Origin of the sequence: Streptomyces sp. NPDC059696 (genome assembly GCF_042733745.1) — a bacterium.
Taxonomy (GTDB): Bacteria; Actinomycetota; Actinomycetes; order Streptomycetales; family Streptomycetaceae; genus Streptomyces.
This window is the reverse complement of record NZ_JBHWFG010000005.1, coordinates 111304-127127: the sequence shown is the minus strand read 5'-3', so window position 1 is coordinate 127127 and position 15824 is coordinate 111304. Positions and strand designations below refer to the sequence as shown.

The window sequence follows — 15824 nt, the reverse complement described above, 5'->3', positions numbered from 1 at the left end:
GCGGGACAGGGGGTGCGCGGGACAAGGGATACGGCGGACAAGCGGGCACGGCGGACACGACCGCCGAACTCCGGTGAGGCGGCCCCCGAGGGAGCCGTCAGTCGCCGCCGGTCGTCCGCTCCATCAGTGCGCTGTACGCCAGTTGCAGCGTGTCCGCACCGGCCAGGGCGGTGAGGGTGCCCATGGCCGTACGCGTCGCGCGCGGCCACAGCACCTGGCCGGCGGTCAGGGTGGCAGCGACCCAGACGCTCATGCAGAACGGGCAGGTGGCGAGCTCGCCGACGGTGTGCCTGCCGTGCTCGGGCTGCGCCTCCTCGTGCAGTTCGGCGGGCCCCTGCGGGCCGACGTACCGGGTGAACGGGGCGCGGAGCGGGCTGGTCACCGACGCCTTGCTGAGCAGTCGGCTGAGCCGGAAGGTGGCCACCGAGGCCAGGACCACGTCCCACGGCTCGGGCCGCTCCGGCAGCGGGCGCCCGCTGCGTCGTATCGCCGTGGCCCAGGCGGCCGTGTACGCCGCGAAGCCCGTCATGGCCGCGAGGTAACCGCCGAGCGGACGGTCGTGTCCCGCCGCGTACGCCCGGCCCGTGCGCCGGAGTGCTCCGCGCAGCCGCCGCGCGAGGCGACGGTCAGCCGTGGTCGCCGCGCCCATGGGCCGCCCCCGATCGTTCTTCGTTCCCTCGGGGAGCGGGCTCCCCGCCGTCCTGATGACGCAGCCGCACCTCGACATGGCCGTCGACGACCCGCGTCTCGAAGGACGGCTGGGGCGCGGTGGCCGGTCCTCGGACGTTCCAGCCGTCCGAGAGCCGGAAGACACTGCCGTGCCAGGGGCATCGCACACATCCGTCGGCGACCGTGCCCTCGGACAGCGGCCCCGCGAGGTGGCTGCACCGCTCGGCGAGCGCGTGGATCGCCCCGCCGCTCTCGCGCACCACCAGGACCGGCACGTCGTCCACACTGCGCCGCACCGGCTCACCGGCCGGGAAGTCGGCCACGGCCCCGATCCGGTGCCAGCCCGGGGAGACCACGTTCGGGACCTCCTCGGCGTGGTTGGCGCCGGACGCCTGCCGGTAGGCCAGGTGGCCGCCCAGCATGCCGCCCAGGCCGACCGCCGTCAGCCCCAGGAAGCCGTACGCCCGTCCCGCCCTCTCGCGTCCCCGGGCACGGCAGACGAGCGAGGTGGCGTACAGGCCGACGGCCACCGTGTTGGAGAGGGCGTGCACCAGCCCGACGCGCTGCTGCGGCCGGTGCAGCTCCGCCCAGTCCACCCATCCCGCCAGGGCCGCGGGAGCCGCTGCGCCCAACCCGACCCCGACCAGCAGCTGCGACTCGCGCGAGTGGCCGGACCGCAGGTCCAGGACGGCCGCCGACAGCCAGCTCCCGATCGGCACCTGCACCATCAGCGGGTGCGCCGGGTGGCCCAGCCACCTGCCGTGCAGCAGGTCCCGTCCGGACCGCAGGGGCAGCGCCCGCACGCCCTTGCGGAGCGTCTCGATCAGCCCGTCGGCCCTGGACTCCCGCTCCAGGCGGTCCAGCAGCCACAGGACCCGGTTCTGCCGCATCAGCCGGCGAGGTGGGGGTGCGTTCATGCCCCGCCGGGTCCCCACCGCCATGGGCCACAAACGGAGCGGGCGGGGTGACCTGCCTGGTCGTCGTGGTGCGGGAGACAGGAAGCCGGGAGACGCGGAGGCGGGGAGGCGGGGAGGCGGGGAGGTTGGGAGGCCGGGAGGCTGGGAGACCGGGAAGCGGGGAGGTTGGGAGGTCGGGAGGCTGGGAGACCGGGAAGCGGGGAGGTTGGGAGGTCGGGAGGCTGGGAGACCGGGAGACCGGGAGGCCGGGAGGTCGGGAGGCTGGGAGCCGGGAGGTCGGGAGGCGGGGGAGGTCGGGAGGCGGGGAGGTCGGGAGGCAGGGTTGGCCCGGCCGTCGCTGTCCGTGGGTGTGGGCCCTCGCCCGCGTGGGAGGCCACGCCCGCCACGGCCCGGGGGCGAGGGCACGCGGCGACCGTCCGCTCGGCGGCCCCGGCGAGGTCACCCGCGTCGCGTGCGAGGGCCCCGCCGCACCCGTGCCCGCGGCGTTTCCCGGCAGGGCCGGCGGGCACTCGCCGCGCCATGACATCAGGCCGCCGTCCACTGATCGCCGACAGCTCCCTCGCCCTCCTCGCCAAGGGGTACGCGTGGCTGCCCGACCGCAGGCGCCGCACCACCACCCCGCTCGTGCGTACCCGGCTCATGGGACAGCCGGCCGTCGCCCTGCACGGCCCCGACGCGGTGCGCTTCTTCTACGACGAGCGGCACGTGGAACGCCGGTCGGCACTGCCCGGCCCGGTGCTCGGCACGCTCTTCGGGCACGGCGCCGTGCACACCCTGGACGGGCCGGACCACCGGGTGCGCAAGGAGCTGTTCCTGTCCCTGCTCACCGGCGCGGTGGCGGTCGCCGGCCTGGTGGACCGCGTTACCGCCGCGTGGGACGAGGCGGTGGAGTCCTGGTCGGGCCGCCGGATCGTGCTGTTCGACGAGACCAGCCGCGTGCTCACCCGCGGCGTGTGCCAGTGGGCCGGCATCGTCGTCGAGGACGTCGGGCCACTGGCCCGGGACCTGGTCGCCATGGTCGACGGCTTCGCCACGCCCGGGCCGCGCCACTGGCGGGCCCGTCGCGCCCGGGCCCGCTGCGAGACCTGGCTGGGACGTCTGGTCGAGGACGTACGCGCGGGGACCGCCACCGCGCCGGCCGGATCGGTGCTGGAAGGCGTCGCCCGGCACCGGGACGCCGACGGGCGCCTCCTCGACCCGCACACGGCAGCCGTCGAACTGCTCAACGTCATCCGACCGACCGTCGCGGTGTGCTGGTTCGTCACCTACGCCGGGCACGCGCTGCGCCTGCGCCCGGACCTGCGCGACCGGCTCACCGGCGACGACCCCGCCCACGCCGTGGCGTTCGCCCACGAGCTGCGGCGCTTCTACCCCTTCGCGCCGTTCGTCGGCGGCCGGGCCGTCACCGACCTGGAGTGGCGCGGCGAACCGATCCCGGCCGGCACGCTCGTCCTGCTCGACCTGTACGGGCAGAACCACGACCCCGCCCTCTGGGACCGGCCGTACGCCTTCGAACCCCGGCGGTTCCTGGAGCGGCCGCCCGCGGGCGACGAACTGATCCCCCAGGGCGGCGGCGACCGGACCACCGGCCACCGCTGCCCCGGCGAGGACGTCACGATCGCGCTGCTGCGCACCCTCGTACCGCGGCTGGCCCGCCTCGCGTACGAGGTGCCCGACCAGGACCTGCGCATCCCGCTGAACCGCATGCCGACCCGGGTCCGCAGCGGCTTCGTCATGGACGCGGTCCGGTCACCGGCACCCGCCCGGCCGGCCACGCCCGCGGCATCCGGGGGCCGAGCGGGATCCTGAGGCCGAGCGGCATCGTGCGACCGAGCGGTGACGTGAGGCCGAGCGGCATCGTGCGATCGAGCGGTGACGTGAGGCCGAGCGGCATCGTGCGATCGGGCGGCGACGTGAGGCCGAGCGGCATCGTGCGACCGAGCGGCGAAGTGAGGCCGAGCGGGATCGGTCCGCCGGCGGGGTCACGCCCGGCCCGTCACGCCCGGTTACTATGGCCCCTTCGGATTCTGCCCTCCGTGGAGCCTGGACCATGCTGAGAGAGGTCACCGCGACCCGCTACGTCGAACCCCTGCGGTCCGGGGGGTCCGTCCCCGGAGTCGTCGAGGCGGACGACCTCGGCACCTACGTCGTCAAGTTCACCGGCTCCGCGCAGGGCCGCAAGGCGCTCGTCGCCGAGGTGATCGTCGGCGAACTGGCCCGCGCCCTCGGCCTGCGCTTCCCCGAGCTGGTGCTGGTGCACTTCGACCCGGCCATCGCCGACGACGAACCGCACCAGGAGGTGCGGGGCCTGCACGCGGCCAGCGCGGGCGTCAACCTCGGCATGGACCACCTGCCGGGCGCCCGGGACTTCACGCCGGAGATCGCCCGCGTCTTCCCCGTCGATCCGCTGGAGGCGGGCAGGATCGTCTGGCTCGACGCGCTGACCGTGAACGTCGACCGGACGGTCCACAGCTCCAACCTGATGCTCTGGCCCACCCTCGGCGTGGCGCCCCCGCGTCTGTGGCTGATCGACCACGGCGCCGCCCTCGTCTTCCACCACCGCTGGGACGGCTCCGACCCCGCGAAGGCCTACGACTTCAGGCACCACGCCCTCGGCCACCACGGCCCCGACGTCCGGGCCGCCGATGCCGAACTGGCGCCCCGGGTCACCGAGGAGCTGCTGCGGCGGATCCTCGCCGAGGTCCCGGACGCCTGGCTGGCGGACGAGCCCGGCTTCGCCACCGCCGACGAGGTGCGCGCGGCCTACGTGGCCTACCTCCACGCGCGCGTGCGGTCCTCCGCGGCCTGGCTGCCCACCGACTTCCCCAGCCGGGAGGAGCTCGCCGCCGAGGAGGCCCTGCGGACGGCGAAGAACCAGCAGGGACGCCCCGCGTGGCTCAGGCAGGTCCCCGACCTGCACGGCAAGCCCGCGGCCCGGCAGGACTGGTCGGTGCACCTCGGATGAGCGGACGCGTCGAGATCGAGTACTGCACCCAGTGCCGCTGGCTGCCCCGCGCGGCCTGGCTGGCGCAGGAGCTGCTCACCACCTTCGAGGCCGAACTGACCGAACTGGCCCTGAAACCGGGTACGGGCGGGGTGTTCGTCGTCCGCGTCGGCGACGAGGTCGTCTGGGACCGGCGCACACAGGGCTTCCCGGAGCCGACGGCCGTGAAGAAGGCCGTACGCGACCGAGTGGCCCCGGGGAAGTCCCTGGGCCACTCGGAGAAGCCGTCCGCGGGCTGAGTCAGCCCTCCCGGGTCAGCCCTTGAGCTGCTCGTACGCCGGGAGCGTCAGGAAGTCGGCGTAGTCCTCGTCGAGGGAGACCTTCAGCAGCAGGTCGTGCGCCTGCTGCCAGTTGCCGGCCGCGAAGGCCTCGTCGCCGATCTCGGTCCGGATGTTCGCGAGTTCCTCGGCGGCGACCTTGCGGGCGAGTTCGGCGGTGACCTGCTCGCCGTTGTCGAGGACGACCTCGGCGTTGATCCACTGCCAGATCTGGGAGCGGGAGATCTCGGCGGTGGCCGCGTCCTCCATCAGGTTGAAGATGGCGACCGCGCCCATGCCGCGCAGCCAGGCCTCGATGTAACGGATACCGACCTGCACGGCGTTGACCAGACCCGCGTACGTCGGCTTGGCGTCGAGCGAGTCGACGGCGATGAGGTCGGCGGCCCTGACGTCGACGTCCTCACGCAGCCGGTCCTTCTGGTTCGGCTTGTCGCCGAGGACCTTGTCGAAGGACTCCATGGCGATCGGCACCAGGTCGGGGTGGGCGACCCAGGAGCCGTCGAAACCGTCGTTCGCCTCACGGTCCTTGTCGGCACGGACCTTCTCGAAGGCGACCTTGTTGACCTCGGCGTCCCGGCGGGAGGGGATGAAGGCCGCCATGCCGCCGATGGCGTGCGCGCCGCGCTTGTGGCAGGTGCGGACGAGGAGTTCGGTGTAGGCCCGCATGAACGGGGCGGTCATCGTGACCGCGTTGCGGTCCGGCAGGACGAACCTGGCGCCGCCGTCACGGAAGTTCTTGACGATGGAGAACAGGTAGTCCCAGCGGCCCGCGTTCAGCCCGGAGGCGTGCTCGCGCAGCTCGTAGAGGATCTCCTCCATCTCGTACGCGGCGGTGATCGTCTCGATGAGGACGGTCGCGCGGATCGTGCCCCGCGGGATGCCGCAGTACTCCTGCGCGAAGACGAACACCTCGTTCCAGAGGCGGGCCTCCAGGTGGGACTCCGTCTTCGGGAGGTAGAAGTACGGGCCCTTGCCGAGGTCCAGCAGGCGCTGGGCGTTGTGGAAGAAGTACAGGCCGAAGTCGACGAGCGCGCCGGGCACCGGGGTGCCGTCGGCGTCGACCAGGTGACGCTCGTTCAGATGCCAGCCGCGCGGGCGCATCACGACCGTGGCGAGCTCCTCGTTCGCCTTCAGCGCGTACGACTTGCCGGACTTCGCGTCGGTGAAGTCGATGTTCCGGGTGTAGGCGTCGCTCAGGTTGACCTGCCCGAGGACCACGTTCTCCCAGGTGGGTGCGGAGGCGTCCTCGAAGTCCGCGAGCCACACCCGGGCGCCCGAGTTGAGGGCGTTGATGGTCATCTTGCGGTCGGTGGGACCGGTGATCTCGACCCGGCGGTCGTTCAGGGCGTCCGGGGCCGGGGCGACCTTCCAGGAGTCGTCGGCGCGGATCGCGGCGGTCTCCGGGAGGAAGTCGAGGGTGGAGGTGCGGGCGATCTCGGCGCGGCGCTTGGCGCGGCGGGCGAGGAGTTCGTCACGCCGGGGCGTGAACCGCCGGTGCAGCTCGGCCACGAAGGCGAGCGCCGCTTCGGTGAGGACCTCCTCCTGCCGGGGCAGGGGCTCGGCGTCGACGATGGCCAGCGGGGACGGCGCTGGAGCGGACATGAACGGTCACTTCCTTCAGCGAGCTGTGAAGACGAGCCGGGGTGCTCGGCACCGGGTGCCAGTCTTCCCGAATACGGCGTTCCGCGCCCCGAGAGCCGTCGGGCGCTTCTGAACAGTGGATACTAGTTTCCTCATGGTGGAAGTTCAATCGTCTGTTGATGTCGAGATTCTCTGAGTCGAGGAAAGGTGGCGCTCCGTGCCACCCCGTTCACTCCAGGTGGGACAGATCGGCTTCGGTGTCGATGTCGAAGGGCCGGGCCACGTCCCCGCACTCGACGAGGGCGACGACCGGCCGGTGCTCCGTCAGGTAGGCGCGTGCCCCCCTGTCTCCTGTCGCGGTCGCGGCGATGCCCGCCCAGTGGGCGGCGCCGAACAGCACCGGATGGCCGCGCACACCGTCGTACGCGGCGGAGGCGAGCGTCTCCTCGTCCCGGTAGGCCGTCAGCACCCGGGACACCGCCTCGGGTCCGATGCCGGGCTGGTCGACCAGGGACACCAGGGCGGCCCGCGCGCCCGTCCCGGCGAGTGAGTCGAGCCCGGCGCGCAGGGAACTGCCCATCCCCTGCTCCCAGTCGGGGTTGTCCACCAGGACGCAGCCCGGCAGCGAGGCCCGGCTGCGCACCTCCGCGGCCCGGGCGCCGAGGACCACGTGGACGGTCGCGCAGCCGCCCTCCCGCAGCACCCGCACCGCGTGCTCCACCAGGGGCCGCCCCCGGTGCGGCAGCAGCGCCTTGGGCCGCCCGCCGAGCCGCCGCCCGCCACCGGCCGCGAGCAGCAGTCCCACGACCGCCCCCGTCCCGTCCGTCGTCTCCCGTGTCGTCATGGCTCCTGCATACCGCACGCCCCGTACAGGGGTACGACGGTGCGGGGCGCGCGTCGGACAGACGTGCGCTCCGGGCCAGAGAGTCACGCAGCGAAACAAGTCGATGACGCAATGGACTGGCGCCCGGCGGCCCGCGTCGTTTACTGTCGCCCGCACCGACCGGCCGGGGCCCCGACGGGTGTCCGGTGTGGGGGACTTCGCGTCGGAACGGCACGCGCACGACGAGGTGCGAGGGGGAGGACTGTGGTGCCGAGCGTCGAGCAGAAGCGGCAGGGGCCCGTGGCCCGCGCCGGGGACGACCCGCGGGTGACGGAGCTGCGTTCCGCCGTGGCCCGGTTACGCCGCCGACTGGCCGCCCATCCCGGCGAGTTCGCCGACCGGACGATCGCCGAGGAGGAACTCGCCGCGGTGGCCGCCATGACCGTCGGCGGCGTCCCCGAGATCTCCCGGCTGCGCCGCTCCCTCCTGTTGATCGTGGGCGCCATCGGTTCGGTGAGCGCCCTGTCCGCGGAACTGGCGGACGTGCGGCGGGCGGTGGATCTCTTCGGAGGGCCGGTGCGCGGCCAGGGCTGAAGCCCGTCGTTCCGCGCGGGCCCGCGGGAAGGAAGGGGTGCCGGGCGGGGACCCGGCGGCAGGCCCCCGGGTGCCCGCGGCCCCGGTGCCGCCCGTTACGCGGGGCTCTGGCTGGCGAGGGCCTCGGACAGTTCGCCCGCCACCTGCTGGAGCACCGGCACGATCTTGTCCGTCGCCGCCTCCGTGACCCGTCCCGCCGGGCCGGAGATGGAGATGGCCGCGGCGGTGGGGGAGTCGGGCACCGGCACCGCGAGGCAACGCACCCCGATCTCCTGCTCGTTGTCGTCGATGGCGTAGCCCTGCCGGCGCACGTCCTCCAGGGCCGCGAGGAAGCCGTCGGGCGTCGTGATCGTCTTCTCGGTGGCGGCGGGCATGCCGGTGCGGGAGAGCAGCGCCCGCACCTCCTCCGGCGGGAAACCGGCGAGCAGGGCCTTGCCCACGCCCGTGGAGTGCGGCAGCACGCGCCGGCCGACCTCGGTGAACATGCGCATCGAGTGCTTCGACGGCACCTGTGCCACGTAGACGATCTCGTCCCCGTCCAGCAGCGCCATGTTCGCCGTCTCGCCGGTCTCCTCCACCAGCCGCGCGAGGTAGGGCCGCGCCCAGGTGCCCAGCAGTCGGGACGCCGACTCGCCGAGGCGGATCAGACGCGGCCCGAGCGCGTACCGGCGGTTGGGCTGCTGGCGTACGTACCCGCAGGCCACCAGGGTGCGCATCAGGCGGTGGATGGTCGGCAGGGGCAGGCCGCTGCTCGCGGACAACTCGCTCAGGCCGACCTCGCCACCCGCGTCCGCCATCCGTTCGAGCAGGTCGAAGGCGCGCTCCAGGGACTGGACGCCGCCGTTGGCGGAGGACCGGGCGGAGTCGGTGGTGCTGGCGCTGGACGTCGGCACGGCGCGTTCCTTTCGGGGCGGGCGAGAAGGGCAGAAGCCTACCCGGCGGTCGGTTGACTCCCCGCTCGTACGTAGCTACGTTCTGCTTGGTGGAAGTTTAATTCCGCTTTGTGGAAACGTCCAGAGGTGTTCGCCTGGAGGGCGCCGCAGCCCAGTGTGCCCTTGACGGCGCGAAAGAGGGAGTGAAGACTCCTTCAACAGAAAGTTGAATTCCGTTGCGCGGAAGTGGCGGGAAGTGCTGGAAGTAAGGGGTTCGGGTGTCCGAGGCTGAACTGGTGCTGCGCTCGACGCGAGTCATCACCCCCGAGGGAACGCGCGCCGCATCCGTCGCGGTGGCCGGCGGCACGATCACGGCCGTCCTCCCGTACGACGCGCCCGTCCCCGAAGGCGCCCGCCTGGAGGACCTGGGCGACCATGTCCTGCTGCCCGGCCTGGTCGACACGCACGTCCACGTCAACGACCCGGGCCGCACCGAATGGGAGGGCTTCTGGACCGCCACCCGCGCCGCCGCGGCCGGTGGCATCACGACCCTCGTCGACATGCCCCTCAACTCCCTGCCGCCGACGACGACCGTCCCGCACCTGCGCACCAAGCAGCAGGTCGCCGCCGACAAGGCGCACATCGACGTCGGCTTCTGGGGCGGTGCCCTGCCCGACAACGTCAAGGAGCTCCGGCCGCTGCACGAGGCCGGCGTGTTCGGCTTCAAGGCGTTCCTGTCGCCGTCCGGCGTGGACGAGTTCCCGCACCTGGATCAGGGCGCCCTCGCCCGCGCCATGGCGGAGATCGCCGCCTTCGACGGCCTGCTCATCGTGCACGCCGAGGACCCCCACCTGCTCGCCTCGGCCCCGCAGCGGCCGGGCCCGAAGTACGCCGACTTCCTCGCCTCCCGCCCCCGGGACGCCGAGGACACCGCCATCGCCCGGCTGATCCGCGAGGCGAAGGCCCTCGACGCGCGCGTGCACGTCCTGCACCTGTCCTCCAGCGACGCCCTGCCGATGATCGCCCGGGCGCGGGCGGAGGGCGTCCGCATCACCGTGGAGACCTGCCCCCACTACCTCACCCTCACCGCCGAGGAAGTCCCCGACGGCGCCAGCGAGTTCAAGTGCTGCCCGCCCATCCGCGAGGCCGCCAACCAGGACCTGCTCTGGCAGGCCCTCGCCGACGGCACCGTCGACTGTGTCGTCACCGACCACTCCCCGTCCACGGCCGACCTGAAGACCGACGACTTCGCCACCGCCTGGGGCGGCATCTCCGGACTCCAGCTGAGCCTGGCCGCGGTGTGGACCGAGGCCCGCAGGCGCGGGCACGGCCTGGAGGACGTGGTCCGCTGGATGTCCGCGCGCACCTCCGCACTGGTCGGGCTCGACGACCGCAAGGGCGCCATCGCGGTGGGCCGCGACGCCGACTTCGCCGTCCTCGCCCCCGACGAGACCTTCACCGTCGACCCGGTGGCCCTCCAGCACCGCAACCACGTCACGGCGTACGCCGGGAAGACCCTGCACGGCGTCGTGAAGTCCACCTGGCTGCGCGGGCAGCGCATCGTCGCGGACGGCGAGTTCACCGAACCGAAGGGGCGGCTCCTCACCCGGACCAACTGAATACCGACCCGGACACCCGAAAGGAAGACCTGATCATCGTGACGGCGATTCCCCGTTTCACCGGCGACGCGAACCCCTACGGAGGCGGCGACCCGTACGCGGACTACCGCACCGCCGACTTCCCCTTCACCTCGTACGCCGACCTCGCCGACCGGCGCCTCGGGGCCGGTGTCATCGCCGCCAACGACGAGTTCTTCGCCCAGCGCGAGAACCTGCTGGTGCCCGAGCCCGCCGCGTTCGACCCCGAGCACTTCGGGCACAAGGGCAAGATCATGGACGGCTGGGAGACCCGCCGCCGCCGGGGTGCCTCCGCCGACCACCCCTGGCCGACCGAGGAGGACCACGACTGGGCGCTGGTCCGCCTCGGCGCCCCGGGCGTGATCCGCGGGATCGTCGTCGACACCGCGCACTTCCGCGGCAACTACCCGCAGGCGGTGTCCGTCGAGGGCACCTGCGTCCCCGGCTCACCGTCGCCGGAGGAACTCCTCGGGGGCGACGTGAAGTGGACGACCCTCGTCCCGCGCACCGCGGTCGGCGGCCACGCGGCGAACGGCTTCGCCGTCGACGCCGAGCAGTGCTTCACACACCTGCGGGTCAACCAGCACCCCGACGGCGGCATCGCCCGCCTGCGGGTCCACGGCGAGGTCGTCCCCGACCCCGCGTGGCTGGAGGCGCTGGGCACCTTCGACGTCGTCGCCCTGGAGAACGGCGGCCGGGCCGAGGACGCCTCCAACCTCTTCTACTCGCCCGCCTCCAACACCATCCAGCCGGGCCGCTCCCGCAAGATGGACGACGGCTGGGAGACTCGCCGCCGTCGCGACCAGGGCCACGACTGGATCCGCTACCGGCTGGCCGCGCAGGCCCAGGTCCGCGCCCTGGAGATCGACACCGCCTACCTCAAGGGCAACAGCGCCGGCTGGGCCTCGGTGTCCGTCAAGGACGGCGAGGACGGCGAGTGGCGGGAGATCCTGCCCCGCACCCGCCTCCAGCCCGACACCAACCACCGCTTCGTCCTGCCGGAGCCGGCCGTCGGCACGCACGCGCGCGTGGACATCTTCCCGGACGGCGGCATCTCCCGGCTCCGCCTGTTCGGCTCCCTCACCCCGGAGGGCACGAGCCGGCTGGCCGCACGCCACCAGGAGCTCGGCGGCTGACCCGACCCGTGGGGCGCACCGGCCGGACAGCACCGGTGCGCCCCGCGTACGTCAGGCCCCGCGTACGTCACGCCGCGTGCTTCACGGCGTACTTGCCGCGTGGCGTACTGGCTTCACGCCGCGTGGCCTCCGTCCACCGAGAACTCCGCCCCGGTCACGTACGTCGCCCCCGCCAGGTAGGCGACCATCGACGCCACCTCCTCCGCCGTTCCGAACCGGCCCAGCGCCGTCATCGCAGCCTGGCCCGCCGCGAACGGCCCGTCCGCCGGGTTCATGTCCGTGTCGATCGGGCCGGGAAGGACCAGGTTCGCCGTGATCCCGCGCCCGCCCAGCTCCCGGGCCAGTGCCTTGGTCAGACCGGCCAGGGCCGCCTTGCTCGTCGCGTAGAGCGTCCCGCCGGGCCCCGGTACCCGCTGGGCGATGCAGCTGCCGATGGTGATGATCCGCCCGCCCTCGGGCAGCCACGCGGCGGCGGCCTGGGAGGCCAGGAAGACACCGCGTACGTTGATGTCGAGGACCCGGTCCACGTCCGCGAGCGACAGGTCCTCCAGCGGACCCAGCACCCCCACGCCGGCGTTGTTGACCAGGATGTCGAGCCGGCCCAGCGCCTCCGCCGCCGCGTCCACCATCTCGGAGGCCTCGGTGGCATCACCCGTGTCCGCGCGCAACGCCACCGCCCGGCGCCCCAGCGCCTCCACGGCCCGTACGACGTCCTGGGCCGCCTCCTTGCCGTTCACATGGCCGACGGCGACGTCCGCGCCCTCCCGGGCCAGCCGGACCGCCGTCGCCGCGCCGATTCCACGGCTCCCGCCGGTCACGAGAGCCACCTTGCCGTGCAGGTTTCCTTGAGAAGTCATGGGTCCATCCCACCGGCCGCACGGCGCCGGCGCTGGCGGCGAACGGACGTCGAAGTCCCCTCGCGCCGTCGAGCACCGGCCCGTCGAAGCCCCCTCGCCCCGTCGAGCACCGGCCCGTCGAAGTCCCCTCGCCCGACGAGCACCGCCCCGGCGAGCACCGCCCCGTCGAGCACCGCCCGTCGAGATCCCGGTCCCGTCGAGATCCCCGGCCGGAGGACAATCGGAACCTTTTCCTCCGGCTCCTCCGTTCTCCGGTCGTGACACTTCAGCAAGAGATCGTCGGCAACGCCATGCAGATGGCGGTCGTCAGCCTGCAGCCCGGTCAGACGGTGTACTGCGAGGCCGGAAAGTTCCTGTTCAAGACCACGAACGTGACCATGGAGACGCGCCTTGGCGGCCCGTCGGGCGGTGGCGGTCAGTCGCAGCAAGGCGGCAGCGGCCCCGGCGGCAGCGGTTCCGGTGGCATGGGCGGGCTGCTGCGCCAGGCCATGGGCACGGCCATGCAGGCGGGCCAGCGCGCCCTGGCGGGCGAGTCGCTGGCCTTCCAGTACTTCACCACCCAGGGCGGCGAGGGCACCGTCGGCTTCGCGGGCGTGCTGCCCGGGGAGATGCGCGCGCTGGAACTCGACGGCACGCGCGCGTGGTTCGCGGAGAAGGACGCCTTCGTGGCCGCCGAGTCCACCGTCGACTTCGGCATCGCCTTCCAGGGCGGCCGCACCGGCAGGAGTGGCGGCGAGGGCTTCGTCCTGGAGAAGTTCACCGGACGCGGCACGGTGATCATCGCCGGAGCGGGGAACTTCATCGACCTGAACCCGGCCGACTTCGGCGGTCGCGTCGAGGTCGACACCGGCTGCGTCGTCGCCTTCGAGGAGGGCATCCGCTACGGCGTCCAGCGCGTCGGCGGCCTCAACCGCCAGGGCCTGATGAACGCGGTCTTCGGCGGCGAGGGCCTGTCCCTGGCCACCCTGGAGGGTGACGGCCGCGTCATCCTGCAGTCCCTCACGATCGAGAGCCTCGCGAACGCCCTGAGAAAGGCCCAGGGCGGCGACAAGCAGGGCCCGACGGGAGGACTGTTCTCGACGAACGCCCAGTGAGGGGGCGGCTGCGCGGGTGAACGTCCCGCGAACGGACGGGACTTCACAGTAATCCTGGCTTGTCATTGACATGCCAGCGTCTACGCGCGTCATCATGAACGTCATGAATTTCCCCCCACGCGCCTCGCGGCTCGGCGCAGCAGCCGCCCTCCTGTCCGCCCTCCTCGTCGGCGGCACCGTCTCCGCCACCACGGCCGGCGCCGCCCCCACCGCCGTCGGCGACATCTGCTACAGCGACCTGCCGTCCCAGGCCCACGACACGCTCGACCTGATCGAGCAGGGCGGCCCCTACCCGTTCGACCAGGACGGCACCGTCTTCCAGAACCGGGAGGGCGTCCTGCCGAGCAAGTCGTCCGGCTACTACCACGAGTACACGGTCATCACCCCGGGTTCCTCCACCCGCGGTGCCCGGCGCATCGTCACCGGTGAGCAGAACCAGGAGGACTACTACACGGCCGACCACTACGCGTCGTTCGACCTGGTCGACCACGGCTGCTGAGGTCCCGGCGCGACCCGGGGGCCGGAGGTCCGTCGGCGCCTCAGACGGACCTCCGGCTCCCGGCCGCCGCGAACAGGGCGACGCCCAGCACGAGCAGCGCGACACTGGCGTAGATCTCGTAGCCGTCGAGGAACCCCAGGCGCTGCACCAGGCCCCAGTTCCAGTCGGTGAACTCGTGCACCAGGCCCGCCACGCCCTGGACCAGGGCGAGGAAGCCGAGAATCTCCAGTACCTGTTTCATGCCGCCGAGCCTCGTCCCGCGCACCCCCCACGCGCATCGGCCGCGGGAGGGCCGCACGGCGACTTGAGTCCCCGCCGCCACGCGGCGGCGGCATCGAAAGTATGCGTCCCGACGACTTCGGTCGACGATCCCGCCCGAGGACGGCAGAGGCGGGTGCCGGCTGCGTAGATTGGTCGCTCGTGACGGGTGACGACGTGGGGCACGCCTCCCCGGTGCCGGCGGGGGAGACACCCGCGCTGTTCACCGGACGCAGATGGTTCTTCCCGTCGGCCCTCCTGCACGAACTCGACCCCGACGCCGCACGGACCGGGCGGCGGCCCCGGCGCACCGCCCGTGACTGGGTCGTCGACTTCTCCTGCTTCGTGCTGGCCGTACTGGTGGGCGCGCTGGCCGCCGACGCCGTCGCCGGCAACCCGCACGTGCCGGACGGGCTGGCGGTCGTCGACCAGGTGGTGGGCGCCCTGGCCTGTGCGGCCGTCTGGCTGCGGCGGCGCTGGCCGCTCGGGCTGGCCGTGGCGCTGACCTCGGTCAGCCTGCTCTCGGACACCTCGGGCGGTGCGGGACTCATCGCCCTGTTCACCCTCGCTGTGCACCGTCCCTTCCGGTACGTGGCCTGGGTGGGCGGCGTCAACATGGCGCTGGTGCCGCTCTACTACTGGATGCGCCCCGACGCGGACCTTCCCTATCTGGTGAGCGTGCCCTTCGTCGAGGTGCTCACCGTGGCGACCGTCGGCTGGGGCATGTTCGTACGGGCCAAGCGGCAGCTCATGCTGAGCCTGCGGGACCGGGCCCGGCGCGCCGAGACGGAGGCACGGCTGCGGGCCGAGCAGGCCCAGCGGCTCGCCCGCGAGGCCATCGCGCGGGAGATGCACGATGTGCTCGCCCACCGGCTCACCCTGCTGAGCGTGCACGCGGGCGCCCTGGAGTTCCGTCCCGACGCGCCCCCCGCACAGACCGCGCGTGCGGCGGGCGTGATCCGGGAGAGCGCACACGAGGCGCTCCAGGACCTGCGGGAGATCATCGGCGTGCTGCGGGCGGGCGAGGCCGACGACACGGGCCGGCCGCAGCCGACCCTCGCGGCGCTGGACACCCTGGTCGCCGAATCCCGCCAGGCCGGCATGAAGGTCTCCCTCGACCACCGCGTCGAGGACCCCGCCGGCGTCGCGTCCTCGGTCGGCCGCACCGCCTACCGGATCGCCCAGGAGGGCCTGACCAACGCGCGCAAGCACGCCCCCGGAACGGAGGTCACGGTGACCGTCACGGGCGCACCCGGCACCGGGCTCACCGTCCGCGTGCACAACCCGCCGCCCGAGGGCGAAGTGCCGCCCGTCCCCGGCTCCGGGCAGGGGCTGATCGGCCTCACGGAGCGGGCGACCCTGGCCGGGGGCCGGCTCGAGCACGGCCCCACCCCGCAGGGCGGGTTCGAGGTCCGGGCGTGGCTGCCGTGGGGGTGAGCGCCCTGCCCTCCGCCGTCCGACCCCTCTCCCGTCGATTCGTGCCCTGCCCGGTCGGGCCTCACCCCGACGGGGCCCTTTCCCGTTCGGGCGTCACCCCGACGGGCCCCTTCCTGTTCGGTCTTCACCCCGACGGATCCCCTTCCCGTTCGGGCCCGCCGCCCGGCC

Annotated in this window: 16 protein-coding genes; 9 read left to right on the top strand and 7 right to left on the bottom strand. The window is 73.2% G+C overall.

What is annotated here, in order from left to right; translation table 11 throughout:
* Window positions 1–97 precede the first annotated feature (97 nt).
* Both ACFV20_RS07345 and ACFV20_RS07340 read right to left on the bottom strand, forming a co-directional pair.
* Window positions 98–649 (bottom strand): DUF1360 domain-containing protein, encoded by a 552-nt coding sequence (locus ACFV20_RS07345; protein ID WP_385653433.1) that lies wholly within the window; start codon window positions 647–649, stop codon window positions 98–100.
* A complete protein-coding gene (locus tag ACFV20_RS07340) occupies window positions 627–1586 on the bottom strand; it encodes a Rieske 2Fe-2S domain-containing protein (RefSeq protein ID WP_385653430.1) in 960 nt (319 codons plus the stop codon). Before ACFV20_RS07340 ends, ACFV20_RS07345 begins: the two co-directional genes overlap by 23 nt.
* Window positions 1587–2105: 519 nt before the next feature.
* Here ACFV20_RS07340 and ACFV20_RS07335 point away from each other — a divergent pair.
* The 3 genes from ACFV20_RS07335 (at window position 2106) to ACFV20_RS07325 (ending at window position 4829) form a co-directional block, all read left to right on the top strand.
* Window positions 2106–3395 (top strand): cytochrome P450, encoded by a 1290-nt coding sequence (locus ACFV20_RS07335; protein WP_385653427.1) that lies wholly within the window; start codon window positions 2106–2108, stop codon window positions 3393–3395.
* 241 nt (window positions 3396–3636) lie between these two features.
* Window positions 3637–4551, top strand: coding sequence for a HipA family kinase (locus ACFV20_RS07330; protein WP_385653424.1), 915 nt, complete (start codon window positions 3637–3639; stop codon window positions 4549–4551).
* Complete coding sequence (locus tag ACFV20_RS07325) at window positions 4548–4829, top strand: SelT/SelW/SelH family protein (protein WP_385653422.1); 282 nt, start codon at window positions 4548–4550, stop codon at window positions 4827–4829. The genes ACFV20_RS07330 and ACFV20_RS07325 overlap by 4 nt, the downstream gene beginning before the upstream one ends.
* Before the next feature lie 15 nt (window positions 4830–4844).
* Here ACFV20_RS07325 and aceB read toward each other — a convergent pair whose 3' ends face one another.
* Together aceB and ACFV20_RS07315 are read right to left on the bottom strand one after the other, a co-directional pair.
* Entirely contained in the window at window positions 4845–6470 is a 1626-nt protein-coding gene (gene aceB / locus ACFV20_RS07320) for a malate synthase A (RefSeq protein ID WP_385653420.1), read from the bottom strand.
* Window positions 6471–6678: 208 nt separating this feature from the next.
* Window positions 6679–7293, bottom strand: a complete 615-nt coding sequence (locus ACFV20_RS07315; RefSeq protein WP_385653417.1) for an NTP transferase domain-containing protein — start codon at window positions 7291–7293, stop codon at window positions 6679–6681.
* A gap of 246 nt (window positions 7294–7539) precedes the next feature.
* Here ACFV20_RS07315 and ACFV20_RS07310 point away from each other — a divergent pair, with 246 nt between their 5' ends.
* Entirely contained in the window at window positions 7540–7866 is a 327-nt protein-coding gene (locus tag ACFV20_RS07310) for a DUF5955 family protein (protein ID WP_385653415.1), read from the top strand.
* Between the two features lie 95 nt (window positions 7867–7961).
* Here ACFV20_RS07310 and ACFV20_RS07305 read toward each other — a convergent pair whose 3' ends face one another.
* Window positions 7962–8759 carry an IclR family transcriptional regulator gene (locus ACFV20_RS07305; protein WP_161369035.1) on the bottom strand — a complete coding sequence of 266 codons (798 nt, stop codon included), beginning with the start codon at window positions 8757–8759 and terminating at the stop codon, window positions 7962–7964.
* 257 nt (window positions 8760–9016) lie between these two features.
* Here ACFV20_RS07305 and allB point away from each other — a divergent pair, with 257 nt between their 5' ends.
* Together allB and alc are read left to right on the top strand one after the other, a co-directional pair.
* Complete coding sequence (allB, locus tag ACFV20_RS07300; RefSeq protein WP_385653412.1) at window positions 9017–10357, top strand: allantoinase AllB; 1341 nt, start codon at window positions 9017–9019, stop codon at window positions 10355–10357.
* A gap of 38 nt (window positions 10358–10395) precedes the next feature.
* Window positions 10396–11511 (top strand): allantoicase, encoded by a 1116-nt coding sequence (alc, locus tag ACFV20_RS07295; RefSeq protein WP_385653409.1) that lies wholly within the window; start codon window positions 10396–10398, stop codon window positions 11509–11511.
* A gap of 113 nt (window positions 11512–11624) precedes the next feature.
* On the opposite strand, the gene ACFV20_RS07290 is transcribed toward alc, so the two are convergent.
* Window positions 11625–12368, bottom strand: a complete 744-nt coding sequence (locus tag ACFV20_RS07290) for a 3-oxoacyl-ACP reductase family protein (protein ID WP_385653407.1) — start codon at window positions 12366–12368, stop codon at window positions 11625–11627.
* 257 nt (window positions 12369–12625) lie between these two features.
* Here ACFV20_RS07290 and ACFV20_RS07285 point away from each other — a divergent pair, with 257 nt between their 5' ends.
* Window positions 12626–13462, top strand: a complete 837-nt coding sequence (locus tag ACFV20_RS07285; protein WP_385653404.1) for an AIM24 family protein — start codon at window positions 12626–12628, stop codon at window positions 13460–13462.
* Between the two features lie 103 nt (window positions 13463–13565).
* Entirely contained in the window at window positions 13566–13961 is a 396-nt protein-coding gene (locus tag ACFV20_RS07280; RefSeq protein WP_385653402.1) for a ribonuclease, read from the top strand.
* A 40-nt stretch (window positions 13962–14001) separates the two neighbouring features.
* Here ACFV20_RS07280 and ACFV20_RS07275 read toward each other — a convergent pair whose 3' ends face one another.
* A complete protein-coding gene (locus ACFV20_RS07275; RefSeq protein WP_234845681.1) occupies window positions 14002–14202 on the bottom strand; it encodes a hypothetical protein in 201 nt (66 codons plus the stop codon).
* Between the two features lie 179 nt (window positions 14203–14381).
* Between ACFV20_RS07275 and ACFV20_RS07270 the strand changes: the two genes are divergently transcribed.
* Complete coding sequence (locus ACFV20_RS07270) at window positions 14382–15656, top strand: sensor histidine kinase (RefSeq protein WP_385653399.1); 1275 nt, start codon at window positions 14382–14384, stop codon at window positions 15654–15656.
* Window positions 15657–15824: the final 168 nt, after the last annotated feature.

Excerpts from the sequence above, each read along its gene's own strand:
- ACFV20_RS07345 (WP_385653433.1), bottom strand. The coding sequence starts at position 649 with ATGGGCGCGGCGACCACGGCTGACCGTCGCCTCGCGCGGCGGCTGCGC.
- ACFV20_RS07340 (WP_385653430.1), bottom strand. The coding sequence starts at position 1,586 with ATGAACGCACCCCCACCTCGCCGGCTGATGCGGCAGAACCGGGTCCTG.
- ACFV20_RS07335 (WP_385653427.1), top strand. The coding sequence starts at position 2,106 with ATGACATCAGGCCGCCGTCCACTGATCGCCGACAGCTCCCTCGCCCTC.
- ACFV20_RS07330 (WP_385653424.1), top strand. The coding sequence starts at position 3,637 with ATGCTGAGAGAGGTCACCGCGACCCGCTACGTCGAACCCCTGCGGTCC.
- ACFV20_RS07325 (WP_385653422.1), top strand. The coding sequence starts at position 4,548 with ATGAGCGGACGCGTCGAGATCGAGTACTGCACCCAGTGCCGCTGGCTG.
- aceB (WP_385653420.1), bottom strand. The coding sequence starts at position 6,470 with ATGTCCGCTCCAGCGCCGTCCCCGCTGGCCATCGTCGACGCCGAGCCC.
- ACFV20_RS07315 (WP_385653417.1), bottom strand. The coding sequence starts at position 7,293 with ATGACGACACGGGAGACGACGGACGGGACGGGGGCGGTCGTGGGACTG.
- ACFV20_RS07290 (WP_385653407.1), bottom strand. The coding sequence starts at position 12,368 with ATGACTTCTCAAGGAAACCTGCACGGCAAGGTGGCTCTCGTGACCGGC.
- ACFV20_RS07280 (WP_385653402.1), top strand. The coding sequence starts at position 13,566 with ATGAATTTCCCCCCACGCGCCTCGCGGCTCGGCGCAGCAGCCGCCCTC.
- ACFV20_RS07275 (WP_234845681.1), bottom strand. The coding sequence starts at position 14,202 with ATGAAACAGGTACTGGAGATTCTCGGCTTCCTCGCCCTGGTCCAGGGC.